This is a genomic window from Sphingomonas sp. MS122 (assembly GCF_049532975.1).
Classification (GTDB): Bacteria; Pseudomonadota; Alphaproteobacteria; order Sphingomonadales; family Sphingomonadaceae; genus Sphingomonas.
Window position 1 is genome coordinate 3,128,678 of record NZ_CP186695.1, and the last position, 13,715, is coordinate 3,142,392.

Genomic DNA, 13,715 nt, shown 5'->3' on the forward strand with positions numbered 1-13,715 from the left:
GGGGCGTGAGGGTCCGCATCCTCGGCTCCGGGACTTCCTCGGGCGTCCCGCGGATCGGCAACGACTGGGGAAGCTGCGACCCCGCCGAGCCGCGCAATCGCCGCGCCCGCGCCTCGATCCTGATCGAGAGCGCGACGACGCGCATCCTGGTCGATACCAGCCCGGACATGCGCGAACAGCTGCTCGCGGCCGATGTCGCCGATGTGGACGCGGTGATCTGGACCCATGATCACGCCGACCACAGCCACGGCATCGACGACCTGCGCCAGCTCATGCACGCACGCGGCGAGCCGGTGCGGGGGTTTGCCCGGCAGGCGACGATGCGCAGCCTGCCCGAGCGCTTCCGTTACGTGTTCGAGGGCGGGGGCCCGTACCGCGCCATCGCGACGATGGACCTGCTCGTCGATGGTATGACGATCGGCGACATCCGCATCGGCACGGTGGATCAGCCGCACGGCGGCATCACCTCGGCGGGCCTGCGCTTCGAGCACGATGGAAAGTCAGTCGGATATGCGACTGATTTCAATGAATTTACCCCGGGGATGGAGCAACTCTATACCGGTCTCGACCTGTGGGTCGCCGATGCTCTCCGGCATGAACCGCATCCGACGCACCCGCATCTCGCCCAAACGCTCGCCTGGGGGCGCAAATGCGGTGCACGCCGCACCGTCCTCGTGCATATGGACAACACGATGGACTATAGGACGCTGCTGGCCGAGCTGCCCCAGGGGGTCGAGCCCGGCTATGACGGCATGGAGTTGCAGGTTTGAACGAATCGCAGATCGTTCAGCTCGTCGCACTGGTCGGGTTCCTGGTGCTGGTGCTGGGCTCGCTCAGCGTCCGCCGGCTGCCCTTGGGCTTCATTCTCAAGACGATCATCGGCTGGGCGGTGATCGGCGGGCTGATCTATCTCGTGGTCGTCAACCGCCACACGATCCTCGACCAGCTCAACACGCTCGGCGCGCGGATCGGCGTATCCGAGGCACCGCAGATTGCCGAGGGCGAGACGGTGCGCATCCGCCTGTCGCCGGACGGCCATTTCTGGGCACGCGCGACGATCAACGGGGTCGAGCGGCGTATGCTGATCGACAGCGGCGCCACGGTCAGCGCGATCAGCGCGACCACCGCCCAGGCTGCCGGCATCGATTATGACCGCGGCGCGCCGGTGCGCGTGTCGACCGCCAACGGCACGGTCGAGGCACGTCGCGCGCGCGCCGAGCGAGTCGAGGTCGGACCGCTCGGCACCGACGACCTCGTCGTGTTCGTCGCGCCGAGCTTCGGCGATCTCGATGTGCTGGGCATGAATTTCCTGTCGCGGCTGCGTTCGTGGCGGGTGGAGGGGAACGTCCTGATCCTCGAGCCGCAACCGCGCACCGCAACCTCAGCGTGATTTAACATAATGTATATTATCGGACTTTACACATGAGCGACCGCGAGGACTCCCCCGCAATCGATCTCGCCGCGATCGAGCCCCCCGGCATCGAGCGGCTGATGGCGATCATGGCGCGGCTGCGCGATCCGGTCAGCGGCTGCGAATGGGACACTGTCCAGACCTTCGCCACGATCGCGCCGTACACGATCGAGGAAGCCTATGAGGTCGCCGACGCGATCGAACGCAACGACATGCACGATCTCAAGGACGAGCTCGGCGACCTGCTGCTCCAGGTGATCTTCCACAGCCGCATGGCGCAGGAAGCCGGCCATTTCGCGCTCGCCGACGTCATCGCCGGCATCTGCGACAAGATGGAGCGCCGCCACCCGCACATCTTCCGCGGCGCGGCCGAGGGCGGCCATCACCTCTGGGAACAAATCAAGGCCGCGGAGCGGGGGAGCAAGGGGGCGGCGGGCGCCCTCGACGGCGTGGCGATCGGCCTCCCCGCCCTCACCCGTGCCGAGAAGCTCCAGAAGCGCGCCGCGCGCACCGGCTTCGACTGGCCCGATCCCAGCGGCGCGCGCGCCAAGATCGACGAAGAGCTCGCCGAGGTCGAGGCCGCCGACGATGCGACCCGCGCCGAGGAGATCGGCGACCTGCTGTTCGCGGTGGTCAACTGGTCGCGCAAGCTCGGCATCGATCCCGAAGCCGCGCTGCGCGCCGCCAACGCCAAGTTCGAAGGGCGCTTCCGCGCGATGGAGACCGAGGCCGGCGATGCCTTCGCCGGACTCTCGCTCGACGCGAAAGAGGAATTGTGGGTTGCGGCTAAGCGGCGCTGACCGCAGCCGTCTCCACCGCCATCAGCGCGGTGCCGGCATATTTCTCGGCTTCGGGCTCGAACAGCTTGCTCACCACGAAGCTGCGCTCGGTCAACGTCAGGCCCTTGAGCCCGTCGAGCTTGAACGTGCCGATCTTCTCCTCGCGCGGGATCACGAAGTCGCGCGACACCACCTGCGCGTCGACATAGAGCGCTCCGGCCCGCTGGTAGAGGATGTGCGGCGCCAGCACCATGCGCGTGCGGTTATAGGTCGCGGTCAGGCAGCGCTGCCTCACGATCCCCTCCAGCACGATCGGCGTCGGGTTGGCCGGCGAGTCGGCCCCGTTGGTATCCATCCCTACAATGTGGCGAGGATGCTGCGTTGCAGCAAGGGGGAATCGCCCGATCGGGCGGAAACGCTGACGGTTGGGTCAGCCGTCGCGCCACGGCATCTTGATCAGCCACGGTTTGGGCCGTCCGCTCGGCCGCGGCGTGCCGTTGAGCCGCTCCGCGCGGAGGATGCGCACCGGCTTCATGATCATCTGTCCTCGCATCACCCCGCGCCCGCCCCCGCTCGGTAGCGCAAGGATGCGTCGCACCACCTCCATCCCGCCCACCACCTTGCCGAACGCCGCGAAGCCCGGATTGCCCGGCCGTGCGTCGAGCGCGGGATTGTCGCCGACCATGATCGAGAAGTTGCCGTTCGCCGAATTGGGATCGAGCCCATGCGCCATCGAGATCGCGCCGCTAGCATGCCTGATCCCTGTGCGACTCGTCGGCTCGAGCGGGAGCGCCGGCAGGATCCGTCGCGCATCGGTGCCGATCCCGCCCTGGACGAAGCCCAGCTTGGGATCCCCCTTGCGCCGCGCTGTGCGATAGAAGCTCGTGCCCTCCAGCCGCCCGTCATCGACATAGAGCATGAAGTTCGCGACGGTCCTCGGCGCGCGCCGTGCATCCAGCGCCAGCGTGATATTCCCCGCCGAGGTCACCAGTCGGACGCGGACGGTTGCCGGTTCGGGCGGTGCCGCGGAGACGAGCGCGACAGCCACAAGCGCAAGAAACGCACGCTTGTTCAACGTCATGCGCCCCGAACCTCGAACCTTTCATAATCCTTGGGCGCCATTCGCACCTCATAGACGGCGCGCTCGCCGTCCATCCAGTGCTCGACGACGTCGCCATGCTGGTGAAGCCATGCCGCGCCGGCACCATCGCTGGGATCGAGCGTGATCGTGTAGCGGCGATGGCCTTGGGTGAGCAGGCCCGCGACCTTGCCGACCAGGGTATCGATCCCTTCCCCGCTCAGTGCCGAGAGCGCGACGACATCGTCGTGCTTCTCCGCCTCGGCAAGCACTTCGCCACGACGTGCCTCGTCGAGCAGATCGAGCTTGTTCCACGCCTCGAACCGCGGGGTCGCGGGATCGACCCCGATCTCGCTCAGCACTTTCTCGACATCGTCCTTCTGCGCGGCGCTGTCGGGATGCGCGATGTCGCGGACATGGATCAGCAGGTCGGCCGACACCACTTCCTCCAGCGTCGCCTTGAACGCCGCGACGAGCTGAGTCGGTAGCTCCGACACGAACCCCACCGTGTCCGAGAGAATCGCCTTGTCGATCCCCGGCAGCGCGATCTGGCGCAATGTCGGGTCGAGCGTCGCGAACAGTAGATTCTCCGCCATGACGTCAGCGCCGGTCATGCGGTTGAAAAGCGTGGACTTTCCGGCGTTGGTATAGCCCACCAGCGCAATCACCGGCCACGGCGCGCGCTGGCGCCGCTCGCGGTGCAGCCCGCGCGTGCGGCTCACCGAATCGAGCTCGCGCCGCAGCCGCGCCATGCGGTCGCGGATCAGCCGGCGGTCGGCCTCGATCTGCGTCTCGCCCGGGCCGCCGAGGAAGCCGAAGCCGCCCCGCTGGCGCTCGAGGTGAGTCCAGCTGCGCACCAGCCGGCCCGCCTGATAGTCGAGATGCGCGAGCTCGACCTGCAGCCGGCCCTCGGCGGTGCGCGCACGCTCGCCGAAGATCTCGAGGATCAGCCCGGTGCGGTCGATCACCTTGCAGCCCAGGCCCGTTTCCAGGTTGCGCTGCTGCACCGGCGTCAGCGCCGCGTCGAATACGGCGAGCCCCAGCTCGCGGTCGCGCACCGTCTCGGCCAGCGCCTCGACCTGGCCCGAACCGATCAGCGTGCCGGGCTTGGGCGCGCGGATGCGCAACGGCACGCGCTCGACGACCTCGATCCCGATCGCAAGCGCGAGGCCGGCGGTCTCTTCCAGCCGCGCTTCGGCGTCGCGCGTGCTGCCGCCGAGGTCGGGATAGACGACCACCGCTCGCGCGCCGCGCGCAAACTCGTCCTGATCGCGATCGAAGCCGGTACTCATGACTTGCTCAGGCGAGGTCGCCCCTCACCCTTCCTCGCCGTCATCGGCGAGGTTCAGCGGATGCGCCGGCTGGATGGTGGAGACCGCGTGCTTGTAGACCAGCTGATAGACGCCGTCGCGCTGGAGCAGCATGCAGAACAGGTCGAACGCCGCGATCCCGCCCTGCAGCATCACGCCATTGACCAGGAACATCGTCACATTCTCCTGCTGCCGCTTGACGGCATTGAGGAAAATCTCCTGCAGGACCGGGTTCTTGGAAGCGTTTTCCGGCACCGCGTCGACGATCGAGGCGACGTCGACCGCGCCCGAGGGCATGATCGTCGAGATGGCATGCTTGTAGATCAGCTGCGACTGGCCGTCGCGGCGCAGCAGCACGGAGAAATTGTCGAACCAGGTGACGATGCCCTGCAGCTTGACGCCCTTGACCAGGAACATCGTGACGGGGGTCTTGGATTTGCGGAGCGCGTTCAGGAAGAGGTCCTGGAGCGAGGTCTGCTTGTCGGCCATATTTGCGGTCCTGTTCTTGGCGGGATTTTTCCCGCAATGGCGCCGTTTCCCGGCGTCGGAGGCGCGCCACCCATGGCGCATCGCAGCAATGTAAGGGGTCGGCAGGGCAAGGTCTATAGGCTGTCCTACACCCTGTTCGTAGCGTCCCTCCGTAACGGCCGTGTGACTCGCTATTCCTCGCGGCCCTCGTGGATTCCGAGCAGCTTGAGCTTGCGGTGCAGTGCCGACCGCTCCATCCCGATAAAGTGCGCGGTGCGCGAGATGTTGCCCGAAAAGCGCCGGATCTGGATGCGCAGATATTCGCGCTCGAACGTCTCGCGCGCTTCCTTGAGCGGCGCGCCCATCATCGCGGTCGCGCCGGCGCCGTCGCCCTCGCTGCCGCGCCGCCCGAGCACTTCGGTGGGCAGCATGTCGATATCGATCCGGCCGATGCGGTCGCCAGGCGCCAGGATCACGGTCGCCTCGACCACGTTGCGCAGCTGGCGGACATTGCCCGGCCATTCATAGCTTTGCAGCGCGACCATCGCGTCGGGCGCGACCTCCGGGGTCGGCACGCGCCGCTCGCTCGCATAATGCGCGACGAAATGCTCGACCAGCGGCGGGATGTCCTCGCGCCGCTCGGTCAGCGGCGGGATCGCCACCGGCACGACGTTGAGCCGGTAGAACAGGTCCTCGCGGAAGCGGCCTTCGGTGATCTCGCCCATCAGATCGCGCGCGGTGGCGGAGACCACGCGGACATCGACCTTGACCTGTCGCTGCCCGCCGACCCGGTTGAACTTCTGCTCGGTCAGCACGCGCAGGATGCGCCCCTGCGTCGCCACCGGCATGTCGGCGATCTCGTCGAGGAACAGGGTCCCGCCATGCGCCTGTTCGAGCAGCCCGGGATGGACCAGGTCGCCGTCCTCGACGCCGAACAGTTCCTCCTCGACCCGCTCGGGGGTCATCCGCGCCGCGCTCACGATCACGAACGGCCCGGTCGCGCGGTTGCTCCATTCGTGGAGCAGCCGCGCGGCGACCTCCTTGCCGGTGCCGGGCCCGCCGGTGATCATCACCCGGCTGCCCGTCGCCGCGACGCGCTTCAACGTCGCGCGCACCCCGTTGATCGATCCCGAGGTTCCGGTGAGATCCGTCTCGCGCCCCACGCTCGCGCGCAGCGAGGCGACCTCGCGCCGCAGCCGCTCGGTCTCGGTCGCGCGCTCGACCAGCAGCAACAGCCGCTCGGCCTCGAACGGCTTCTCGATGAAGTCGGATGCGCCGCGCCGGATTGCCGCCACCGCGGTGTCGAGATTGCCATGGCCGGAGATGACCAGCACCGGGATCGAGGCGTCGCGCCGCTTGATCTCGTCGAGCAGCTCGAGCCCGTCGAGCCGCGAGCCCTGCAGCCACACGTCGAGCAGCACCAGGCTCGGCCGCCGCTGCGCGATCGCCTCCAGCGCGGCGTCGCTGTCCGCCGCGCCGCGCGTCTCATAGCCCTCGTCCTCGAGCACGCCCGCGACCAGCTCGCGGATGTCGCTCTCGTCGTCGACGACCAGAATGTCCAACGTCATACGCCTACCCGTTCTTTGTTCTTGTAAGTGCGGCGGGCACGGCGCCCCCCGGCGCCTCCCCGTCCTCGCCGCCGGTTCCCGTCAGCCGCTCGAGCGTCGCGGTGTCGAAGCAGAGCGTGACGAGCGTGCCGCCGCCCGGCCGGTCGGCGAACGCCATCGTCCCGAAATGCTCCTCGACGATCTTCTTGACGATCGCGAGCCCCAGGCCGGTGCCGCGGCTGCGCGTCGTCATATAGGGCTCGACGATCCGCTCGCGCTCGGCGGGCAGGCCGATGCCGTTGTCGGCGACGTCGATCAGCAGCTGATGCGCCTCGCCCGCCCGAATCGTCATCGCCACCGCGCCCGGCTCGCCGCCCTCCGTTTCGGTGCGCGCCTCGACTGCCTCGACCGCGTTCTTGACCAGGTTGGTCAGCGCCTGGCCGAGCTGGCGGCGGTCGCATACCAGGCCGGGCACCGGCTCGGGATGAGTGAGGCTGAAGCGGATCTCGGGCTTGGCGACCTCGTGCAGGAACATCGTCTGCCGTGCGATGTCGAGCAGCGATTCCTCGCGGAAGATCGGCTTGGGCATGCGCGCGAAGGACGAGAATTCGTCGACCATGCGCCGCAAATCGCCGACCTGCCGCACGATTGTGTCGGTGAGCTTGGCGAAGGTCCCGTCCTCGGCGTCGACCTGCTTGCCGTAGCGGCGCTGGAGCCGCTCGGCGGCGAGCTGGATCGGGGTCAGCGGGTTCTTGATCTCGTGCGCGATGCGTCGCGCCACGTCGGACCAGGCCGCGCGCCGCTGGTCGAGCAATTGCTGGGTGATGTCGTCGAAGGTCAGCACCTGCCCGCCCTCGTCGCGGGTCACCTTCACCGCCAGCGTGCGCGCCTCGCCGCCGCTGTTGATCTGCACGATGTCCTCGCGCGCCTCGCCGTCGAGCACCGCATCGAGCTCCGGCGCGACCTCGGCGAGCAGGCGCCCGACCGGCGCTTCGCCCGGGTTGAGCAGCGACATCGCCGAGCTGTTGATCACGCGGATGCGCCGATCCGCGTCTATCGAGACCACCCCCGCGGTCACGCCCGACATCACCGCTTCGATCAGCGCGCGGCGGCTCTCCGACTGGGCATTCGCGTCGACCAGCGCGTTGGTCTGGTCCTGCAGCCGGTCGGTCATCCGGTTGAATGCGGTGGCGAGGATGCCGATTTCGTCCTGCGACTTGGGCGTCGGCACGCGCGTGCCGAGATCGCCCTCGGCGACGTCATGCGCCGCCTTGACCAGGTCGCCCACCGGACGCACCAGCCGGTCGGCGATCTCCAGCGCGACCCACACCGCCAGCCCCACGATCAGCAGCGAGAGCACCAGCAGCGCGACGTTGAACTGCAGCTGCAGCGTGCGCGAGCGCTCGGTCAGCGTGCGATAGCTGCTCACCACCGATTCCGCTCGCGCCTTTCGCTCCAGCAATGCCGGATCGACGACGCGCGCGGCGTAGAGATAGGTATCCTGGCTGTTGGGGAAGCGCGTGAGCGCACGGATGCGGCCGCCGGCATCCTCGACCACGACCGGTTTCTTTCCCGCCTTGAGCTCGCGGATCGCGCTGGCGCTGACCTGTTCCTCGATCAGCCGCTCATAGGGGTTGAGGATCGCCAGCGTCTGCAGCTCGCCCGTTCCGGTCTGGCGGACGATCGCCGCTTCGGAAAGCTCGCGCTGGGTGGTCTGCACGAGCAGCGTGTTGATGAAGTCCTGGCTGTCGATCGGTACTTCGGTCAGGCGCACCGCCAGGTCGATCGCCATCGCCTCGGTATTGGCGCCGACTCGCTGGCTGAGATCCTCGAAGCTGCCCATGGCCACCGCCGAGGCATTCTCCAGCATCGAGCGCGCGCGGTCGGAGTACCAGAATTCGACGCCGTACTGGAACAGCAGCGAGGCGACGATCGACACGAAGATCGTCGGCACGCTGGCGAGGATCGAGAAGATCGCCACCAGCCGTACGTGCAGCCGCGCGCGCCCGCCGAGCGGCGAGCGCGCCGCGCGCTGCATCGCCACGCGCCGGCCGATCAGCACGATCAGCGCGACCAGCGGCACCAGGTTGGAAACGAGCAACAGCGCGACCAGCGGCGGCGTGAGCAGGCGCTGCGATTCGGTGTTGCCGCTGATCACGAAATAGGTGGTCAGCATCATGCCGACCGCGATCCCGAACACCACCAGCTCGAGGATCGGCGTGACCGTGAAGCGCCGCGCGGGCGCTGCAGTCTCGGCAATCGGCTCGGCGACGGCGGTCATCGTTGCATGGCTACAACATGCCCGTTGCCTTGAAAACACACTTCTTCGAACGAGCTGTCGCTAGGGCGTATCGTCCTGGCGCGTGCCTCCGACGTCGATCCCCAGCGTGTCGAGCCGCTTCCTCAGCGTGTTGCGGTTGATCCCCAGCGCCCGCGCCGCGCGTAGCTGGTTCTGGCCGTGGCGCGCCAGCATCGCCTCGATCAGCGGGCGCTCGACCTCGCCGATGATGCGGTCGTAGAGCGTGCCGTCCTCCAGCACCTTGGGTTCCTCGACCGCGATCCGCGCCAGCCGCGCATGCACCGCCGCCTCGATCCCCTCGTCGCGCGCCGCCGGGAGCAGCGCCGCCCCCTCGCCCAGCATCGTCCGCACCGCCGCCGCGTCGATCCATTCGTCGCGGTGGAGCGCGGCCATGCGCCGCATGAGGTTCTCGAGCTCGCGGACATTGCCCGGCCAGTCATGCGCCTCGAGCGCCGCGATCGCGTCGTCGCCGATCGCCTTGCGCGGCAGCCCGTCCTCGGCCGCGCGATCGAGGAAGTGGCGCGCGAGCAGCTTGATGTCCTGCCGCCGCTCCCGCAACGCCGGCAGCGCGATCGGCACCACGTTGAGGCGGTAGAACAGGTCCTCGCGGAACTGCCCCGCCGTCACCTGGCTCATCAGATCCTTGTTGGTCGCCGCGACGATGCGCACGTCCGCGCGGATCGCCCGCGCCCCGCCCACGGTGGTGAACTCCCCCGACTGGAGCACGCGCAGCAACCGGGTCTGCGCCTCCATCGGCATGTCGCCGATCTCGTCGAGGAACAAAGTGCCTCCCGACGCCTGCTCGAACTTGCCCGCCACCCGCGCCGCCGCGCCGGTGAAGGCGCCCTTCTCGTGCCCGAACAGCTCGGCCTCGATCAGCTCGCGCGGGATCGCCGCCATGTTGAGCGCGACGAACGGCGCGCGCCGCCGCGGGCCCAGGTCGTGGATCGCCTGCGCCACCAGCTCCTTGCCGGTCCCGCTCTCGCCGCTGATCAGCACGGTCAGCTCGTTCGAGACCACGCGCGCGATCACCCGGTACACGTCCTGCATCGCCGGCGAGCGCCCGATCAGCGACAGCGCATGATCCTCCGCGGCGGGGAGGTCGTCGACCAGGCGCCGTCCCCGCGCCAGCGCGCTTCCGACCGCGGTGGTCAGCGCATCGAGGTCGAACGGCTTGGGCAGATAGTCGAACGCTCCCGCCTCGGTCGCACGCACCGCGGTCGCCAGCGTGTTCTGCGCCGACAGCACGATCACCGGCAGGTCGGGATATTCTCCGGTCAGCGTCGCGACAAAGTCGAGCCCGTTGCCGTCGGGCAGCACCACGTCGGTGATCACCACGTCGGGGATCGCGCTGCGCATCTCGCGCTTGAGCTCGCCGAGCGACGCCGCCGCGGTCACCCGATGCCCGGCGCGGCGCAGCGCCTGGGTCACCACGGTGCGGATCGCGGCATCGTCGTCGCAGATCAGGATCGCGCCGGTCACGCTCATGCCTCGGGCCGCCGCATGCGCACCTTGAGCAGGACATGGAGGCCGATCCCGATCCAGATCAGGTTGACCGCCGCCGACGGCAAGGCCCCGCGGACATAGGTGTTGATCAGCATGCCCACCGCGCCGAACACGTTCATCAGCTGATAGGCGACGCTGTCTCCTTCCAGCCGCTTGGCCGACACCAGGCCGTAAGCACCCAGCACCAGCACCGCCCCCGCCCAGCCGATGATATCCACCCAGTCGAGCATCATCCGTCGGCCCTCGGCAGGTTGACGCGGAACACGGTCATCTCGGGGTCGCCGGCCCGCGCATATTCGACCACCCCGCCCATGTCGCGCACCAGCTTCTCGACCAGCGGCAGGCCCAGCCCCTTGCCCTCGGGCTTGCCCGACACGAACGGCTCGAACAGATGGCTGGCGATGTCGGCCGGCGCGCCCGGGCCGTTGTCGCTCACCGAGAATTCGATCGGCAGCCAGCGCCGCGGCTGGTCCGGCGCCGGCCGCATCGCGACGCCATGGCGATACTGCGTCGTCAGCACGATCCTGGGCTCGGGCGTGTCCTTGAGCGCTTCGGCGGCGTTCTTGAGCAAGTTCATCGCGATCTGCTGGAACGCGTCCCTGTCCATCATCACCGGCGGCAGCGAGGGGTCGAACCGCTCCTCGATCACGATCCCGCGCGCGAACCCGGCCAGCGCCACGCGCCGCGCATGGTCGAGCAGCGGATAGATGTTGTGCGGCGCCAGCTTGGGCGGGCGCGTGTCGGTGAAGTCCTGCATCCGGTCGATCAGCGCGGCGATGCGGTCGACCTCGGTGGTGATCAGCTGGGTCAGCTCGGCGCGCCCTTCCCCACCGTCCGCGCCGTCATCCGCCAGCAGCTGCGCCGCCCCGCGGATGCCGGACAGCGGGTTCTTGATCTCGTGCGCCAGCATCGCCGCCGCGCCGATCGCCGCCCGCGCGCCCGCGCTGCGGTCCGCGCCCACCGACAGCCGGCGCGAGGTCGGCGCCTGGTGCAAGGTCACGATGCGCCAGCCGGGATGCTCGGCGATCGGCTGCTCGACGAAATCGACGCGGATGCGGGGGGATCGCGTCGGCTCGATCTCGACGTCGAACGCCGCGAAGCCGTGCCCGTCGCGGCGCCCGGCATAGCCCTCGGGCGGCGTCACGATGCGGTCGAGCCGCTGCCCCTGCATCGCCTTCTCGCTATGGTTGAGCAGATGCTCGCACGCCATGTTGGCGCGCACCACCCGGTCCTGCGGATCGAGCACCAGAGCGGCCACGGGCAGGCCGCCGAAGATCTCGGTCAGGTCAGGCTCGCCGGGCTGCGGCGGCGGCCTCAGGCCGCTTCTTGGCGGGGCCATGACTCTTGCGGCTGCCCGCGGAACTGCGCGTAATACTCGTCGAGCATCGCCAGCACCGTCGCCGCCTTGGCTTCCTGGTTCACCTTGTTGCGGAACTCGGCCGATCCGTGCAGCCCCTTGGTGTACCAGCCGATATGCTTGCGCATCAAATTGACGCCGGTCATCTCGCCATAGTGATCGAGCATCGTGGCATAATGCTCTGCGATCAGGGCATATTGCTCGTCGATGCTTGGGTCCGGCCGTTCCCCCTGCCCGCTCAGCGAGTCCATCACCTGGCGCAGCAGCCACGGCTTGCCGTATGCACCGCGCCCGATCATCACGCCGTCCGCGCCCGACTGCTCGAGTGCCATGCGCGCGTCCTCGGGCGAGCAGATGTCGCCGTTGACGATCACCGGGATCGACACCGCGTCCTTGACCTTGCGGACGAACGCCCAGTCGGCGCTGCCCTTGTACATCTGGTTGCGGGTGCGGCCGTGCACGGTGATCATCTTGGCGCCGATATCCTCGGCGACGCGCGCCAGCTCGGGCGCGTTGAGGCTGTCATGGCACCAGCCCATGCGCATCTTGACCGTCACCGGCACCTTGACCGCCTTGACGCACGCCTCGATCAGCTGCGCGGCGAGGTCGGGCACGCGCATCAGCGCCGACCCGGCATCGCCGTTGGTCACCTTGCGCACCGGGCAGCCCATGTTGATGTCGATGATCGCCGCGCCGCGATCCTCGTTGAGCTTGGCCGCCTCGCCCATCTCATAAGGCGTGCAGCCGACCAGCTGCATCGACACCGGCTCCTCGATCGGGTCCCATGCCGCCTTCTGGATCGACTGGCGGGTCTCGCGGATCGCCGCCTGGCTCGCGATCATCTCGGTGACGTTGAGCCCCGAGCCGTAACGGCGCACGAGCCGGCGGAACGGCAGGTCGGTGACCCCCGTCATCGGCGCGAGCAGCACCGGCGTCTCGACCGTCACCGGGCCGATCTGGATGGGCTTCAACATCGTCATCAGTGCCTGAAAAATAGGCAGCGGCCTCTACAGGCGCAACGGGGGAGATGCAAGCGGCCGGAATGCCCTAGCGCAGATGCGGCAGCCGCCACTCGCCGATCAGCGCAGCGGTGCGCAACGCAAAGATCGTGATACCGGCAATCGGCTCGGCGATGTCCTGGCGAATCCCGAACCGTTTGACCATCAGCACGAGCATTATCGCCCCGGCCACCGCGGCGGTGGCATAGAAATTCTCGTGCAGGACCGAAGGGACGCGAGCCGTGAGCACGTCGCGGAGCATGCCGCCGCCGCATCCATTGACGGTGGCGATGACGACCACGGCGGCGCCGTTGAGCTTGTAGTCGAGCGACTTGCGCGCACCAGCAGTCGCGGCAAGCGCAAGGCCGACCGCCTCGAAGACATCGATCGCGAGCGGCGGCGTGAAGTTGCCTACTGGCCCCAGGATCAACGAGGCGGCGATAACGCCCAGCGTCGCCGCCACCGCCAATGCCGCATAGCGCCAGTCGCGGAAGGGAGCGGGCGGATGCTCGCCGAGCAGGAGATCGCGGATGACCGCCCCGCCGACCGATCCGACGAACGCCAGCACGAGGATGCCGAACAGGTCGAAGTCCGCCTGAACCCCCGTCAGCGCGCATTCCGTCGCCAGCACGAACGTCGCCGCGAGATCGACCCCATCCAGCACCTTGTCGCGGATGCGGATGGTGGCGGAATCGCCGACCGTCATCGTGGCGTCAGTCCGTTGCGATCGCCTGATCCGGGTCCATTGATTTGCGCCATATCCGCTTTCAACATGCCGCGTGCGTTGCAGTCCAAGCTAACCCGGTGCGCAAGCTGCGCAAGGCTCTAACAACTTTCCTACACGCACCCACACCGCTAGGCAGACCGGATGCAATCCCGGCTTCTTCCATCCCGCCTTTTCGGCCTCGTCGCGCTTGGGGCGCGCTGGCGGCGCGTCACTGTCGCCTTGTCGTGCGAACCCG

The 13,715-nt window shown here is 68.3% G+C and carries 14 protein-coding genes; 3 read left to right on the forward strand and 11 right to left on the reverse strand.

Annotation, left to right across the window (positions count from 1 at the left end; translation table 11 throughout):
- Positions 1 to 5 precede the first annotated feature (5 nt).
- The 3 genes from ACO227_RS15200 to mazG are packed head-to-tail and all read left to right on the forward strand — an operon-like array spanning position 6 to position 2,211.
- Entirely contained in the window at positions 6 to 770 is a 765-nt protein-coding gene (locus ACO227_RS15200) for an MBL fold metallo-hydrolase (RefSeq protein WP_423602810.1), read from the forward strand.
- Complete coding sequence (locus ACO227_RS15205; protein ID WP_423602811.1) at positions 767 to 1,390, forward strand: retropepsin-like aspartic protease family protein; 624 nt, start codon at positions 767 to 769, stop codon at positions 1,388 to 1,390. Before ACO227_RS15200 ends, ACO227_RS15205 begins: the two co-directional genes overlap by 4 nt.
- 32 nt (positions 1,391 to 1,422) lie before the next feature.
- A complete protein-coding gene (gene mazG / locus ACO227_RS15210; RefSeq protein ID WP_423602812.1) occupies positions 1,423 to 2,211 on the forward strand; it encodes a nucleoside triphosphate pyrophosphohydrolase in 789 nt (262 codons plus the stop codon).
- Here the strand turns inward: mazG and ACO227_RS15215 are convergent.
- The 11 genes from ACO227_RS15215 to ACO227_RS15265 form a co-directional block, all read right to left on the reverse strand.
- Positions 2,198 to 2,545 (reverse strand): hypothetical protein, encoded by a 348-nt coding sequence (locus ACO227_RS15215; protein WP_423602814.1) that lies wholly within the window; start codon positions 2,543 to 2,545, stop codon positions 2,198 to 2,200. The genes mazG and ACO227_RS15215 overlap by 14 nt on opposite strands.
- 75 nt (positions 2,546 to 2,620) lie before the next feature.
- On the reverse strand, positions 2,621 to 3,271 hold the full coding sequence (locus ACO227_RS15220; protein ID WP_423602816.1) for a peptidylprolyl isomerase: 651 nt from the start codon (positions 3,269 to 3,271) through the stop codon (positions 2,621 to 2,623).
- Positions 3,268 to 4,560, reverse strand: a complete 1,293-nt coding sequence (gene hflX, locus ACO227_RS15225; protein WP_423602818.1) for a GTPase HflX — start codon at positions 4,558 to 4,560, stop codon at positions 3,268 to 3,270. The genes ACO227_RS15220 and hflX overlap by 4 nt, the downstream gene beginning before the upstream one ends.
- 24 nt (positions 4,561 to 4,584) lie before the next feature.
- Positions 4,585 to 5,067, reverse strand: a complete 483-nt coding sequence (hfq, locus tag ACO227_RS15230) for an RNA chaperone Hfq (RefSeq protein ID WP_423602820.1) — start codon at positions 5,065 to 5,067, stop codon at positions 4,585 to 4,587.
- A gap of 170 nt (positions 5,068 to 5,237) precedes the next feature.
- Positions 5,238 to 6,614: a sigma-54-dependent transcriptional regulator gene (locus ACO227_RS15235; RefSeq protein WP_423602821.1), complete on the reverse strand. Its 1,377-nt coding sequence runs from the start codon at positions 6,612 to 6,614 to the stop codon at positions 5,238 to 5,240.
- 4 nt (positions 6,615 to 6,618) lie between these two features.
- Entirely contained in the window at positions 6,619 to 8,874 is a 2,256-nt protein-coding gene (locus ACO227_RS15240) for a sensor histidine kinase (RefSeq protein ID WP_423602823.1), read from the reverse strand.
- A gap of 60 nt (positions 8,875 to 8,934) precedes the next feature.
- The gene (gene ntrC, locus ACO227_RS15245; protein WP_423602825.1) at positions 8,935 to 10,380 is read right to left on the reverse strand and encodes a nitrogen regulation protein NR(I); all 1,446 of its coding nucleotides are present in this window, start codon (positions 10,378 to 10,380) and stop codon (positions 8,935 to 8,937) included.
- Positions 10,377 to 10,631 carry a CBU_0592 family membrane protein gene (locus tag ACO227_RS15250; protein ID WP_423602827.1) on the reverse strand — a complete coding sequence of 85 codons (255 nt, stop codon included), beginning with the start codon at positions 10,629 to 10,631 and terminating at the stop codon, positions 10,377 to 10,379. The genes ntrC and ACO227_RS15250 overlap by 4 nt, the downstream gene beginning before the upstream one ends.
- Complete coding sequence (locus tag ACO227_RS15255; protein ID WP_423602828.1) at positions 10,628 to 11,737, reverse strand: two-component system sensor histidine kinase NtrB; 1,110 nt, start codon at positions 11,735 to 11,737, stop codon at positions 10,628 to 10,630. The genes ACO227_RS15250 and ACO227_RS15255 overlap by 4 nt, the downstream gene beginning before the upstream one ends.
- A complete protein-coding gene (dusB, locus tag ACO227_RS15260) occupies positions 11,713 to 12,735 on the reverse strand; it encodes a tRNA dihydrouridine synthase DusB (RefSeq protein WP_423602829.1) in 1,023 nt (340 codons plus the stop codon). The genes ACO227_RS15255 and dusB overlap by 25 nt, the downstream gene beginning before the upstream one ends.
- 67 nt (positions 12,736 to 12,802) lie before the next feature.
- Positions 12,803 to 13,459, reverse strand: a complete 657-nt coding sequence (locus tag ACO227_RS15265; RefSeq protein WP_423602831.1) for a trimeric intracellular cation channel family protein — start codon at positions 13,457 to 13,459, stop codon at positions 12,803 to 12,805.
- Positions 13,460 to 13,715 lie beyond the last annotated feature (256 nt).

What these genes read in the sequence shown, in the direction of transcription:
- mazG (WP_423602812.1), top strand. Translation starts at nt 1,423, where the DNA reads ATGAGCGACCGCGAGGACTCCCCCGCAATCGATCTCGCCGCGATCGAG.
- ACO227_RS15215 (WP_423602814.1), bottom strand. Translation starts at nt 2,545, where the DNA reads ATGGATACCAACGGGGCCGACTCGCCGGCCAACCCGACGCCGATCGTG.
- ACO227_RS15220 (WP_423602816.1), bottom strand. Translation starts at nt 3,271, where the DNA reads ATGACGTTGAACAAGCGTGCGTTTCTTGCGCTTGTGGCTGTCGCGCTC.
- hflX (WP_423602818.1), bottom strand. Translation starts at nt 4,560, where the DNA reads ATGAGTACCGGCTTCGATCGCGATCAGGACGAGTTTGCGCGCGGCGCG.
- hfq (WP_423602820.1), bottom strand. Translation starts at nt 5,067, where the DNA reads ATGGCCGACAAGCAGACCTCGCTCCAGGACCTCTTCCTGAACGCGCTC.
- ACO227_RS15235 (WP_423602821.1), bottom strand. Translation starts at nt 6,614, where the DNA reads ATGACGTTGGACATTCTGGTCGTCGACGACGAGAGCGACATCCGCGAG.
- ACO227_RS15240 (WP_423602823.1), bottom strand. Translation starts at nt 8,874, where the DNA reads ATGACCGCCGTCGCCGAGCCGATTGCCGAGACTGCAGCGCCCGCGCGG.
- ntrC (WP_423602825.1), bottom strand. Translation starts at nt 10,380, where the DNA reads ATGAGCGTGACCGGCGCGATCCTGATCTGCGACGACGATGCCGCGATC.
- ACO227_RS15250 (WP_423602827.1), bottom strand. Translation starts at nt 10,631, where the DNA reads ATGATGCTCGACTGGGTGGATATCATCGGCTGGGCGGGGGCGGTGCTG.
- ACO227_RS15255 (WP_423602828.1), bottom strand. Translation starts at nt 11,737, where the DNA reads ATGGCCCCGCCAAGAAGCGGCCTGAGGCCGCCGCCGCAGCCCGGCGAG.
- dusB (WP_423602829.1), bottom strand. Translation starts at nt 12,735, where the DNA reads ATGACGATGTTGAAGCCCATCCAGATCGGCCCGGTGACGGTCGAGACG.
- ACO227_RS15265 (WP_423602831.1), bottom strand. Translation starts at nt 13,459, where the DNA reads ATGACGGTCGGCGATTCCGCCACCATCCGCATCCGCGACAAGGTGCTG.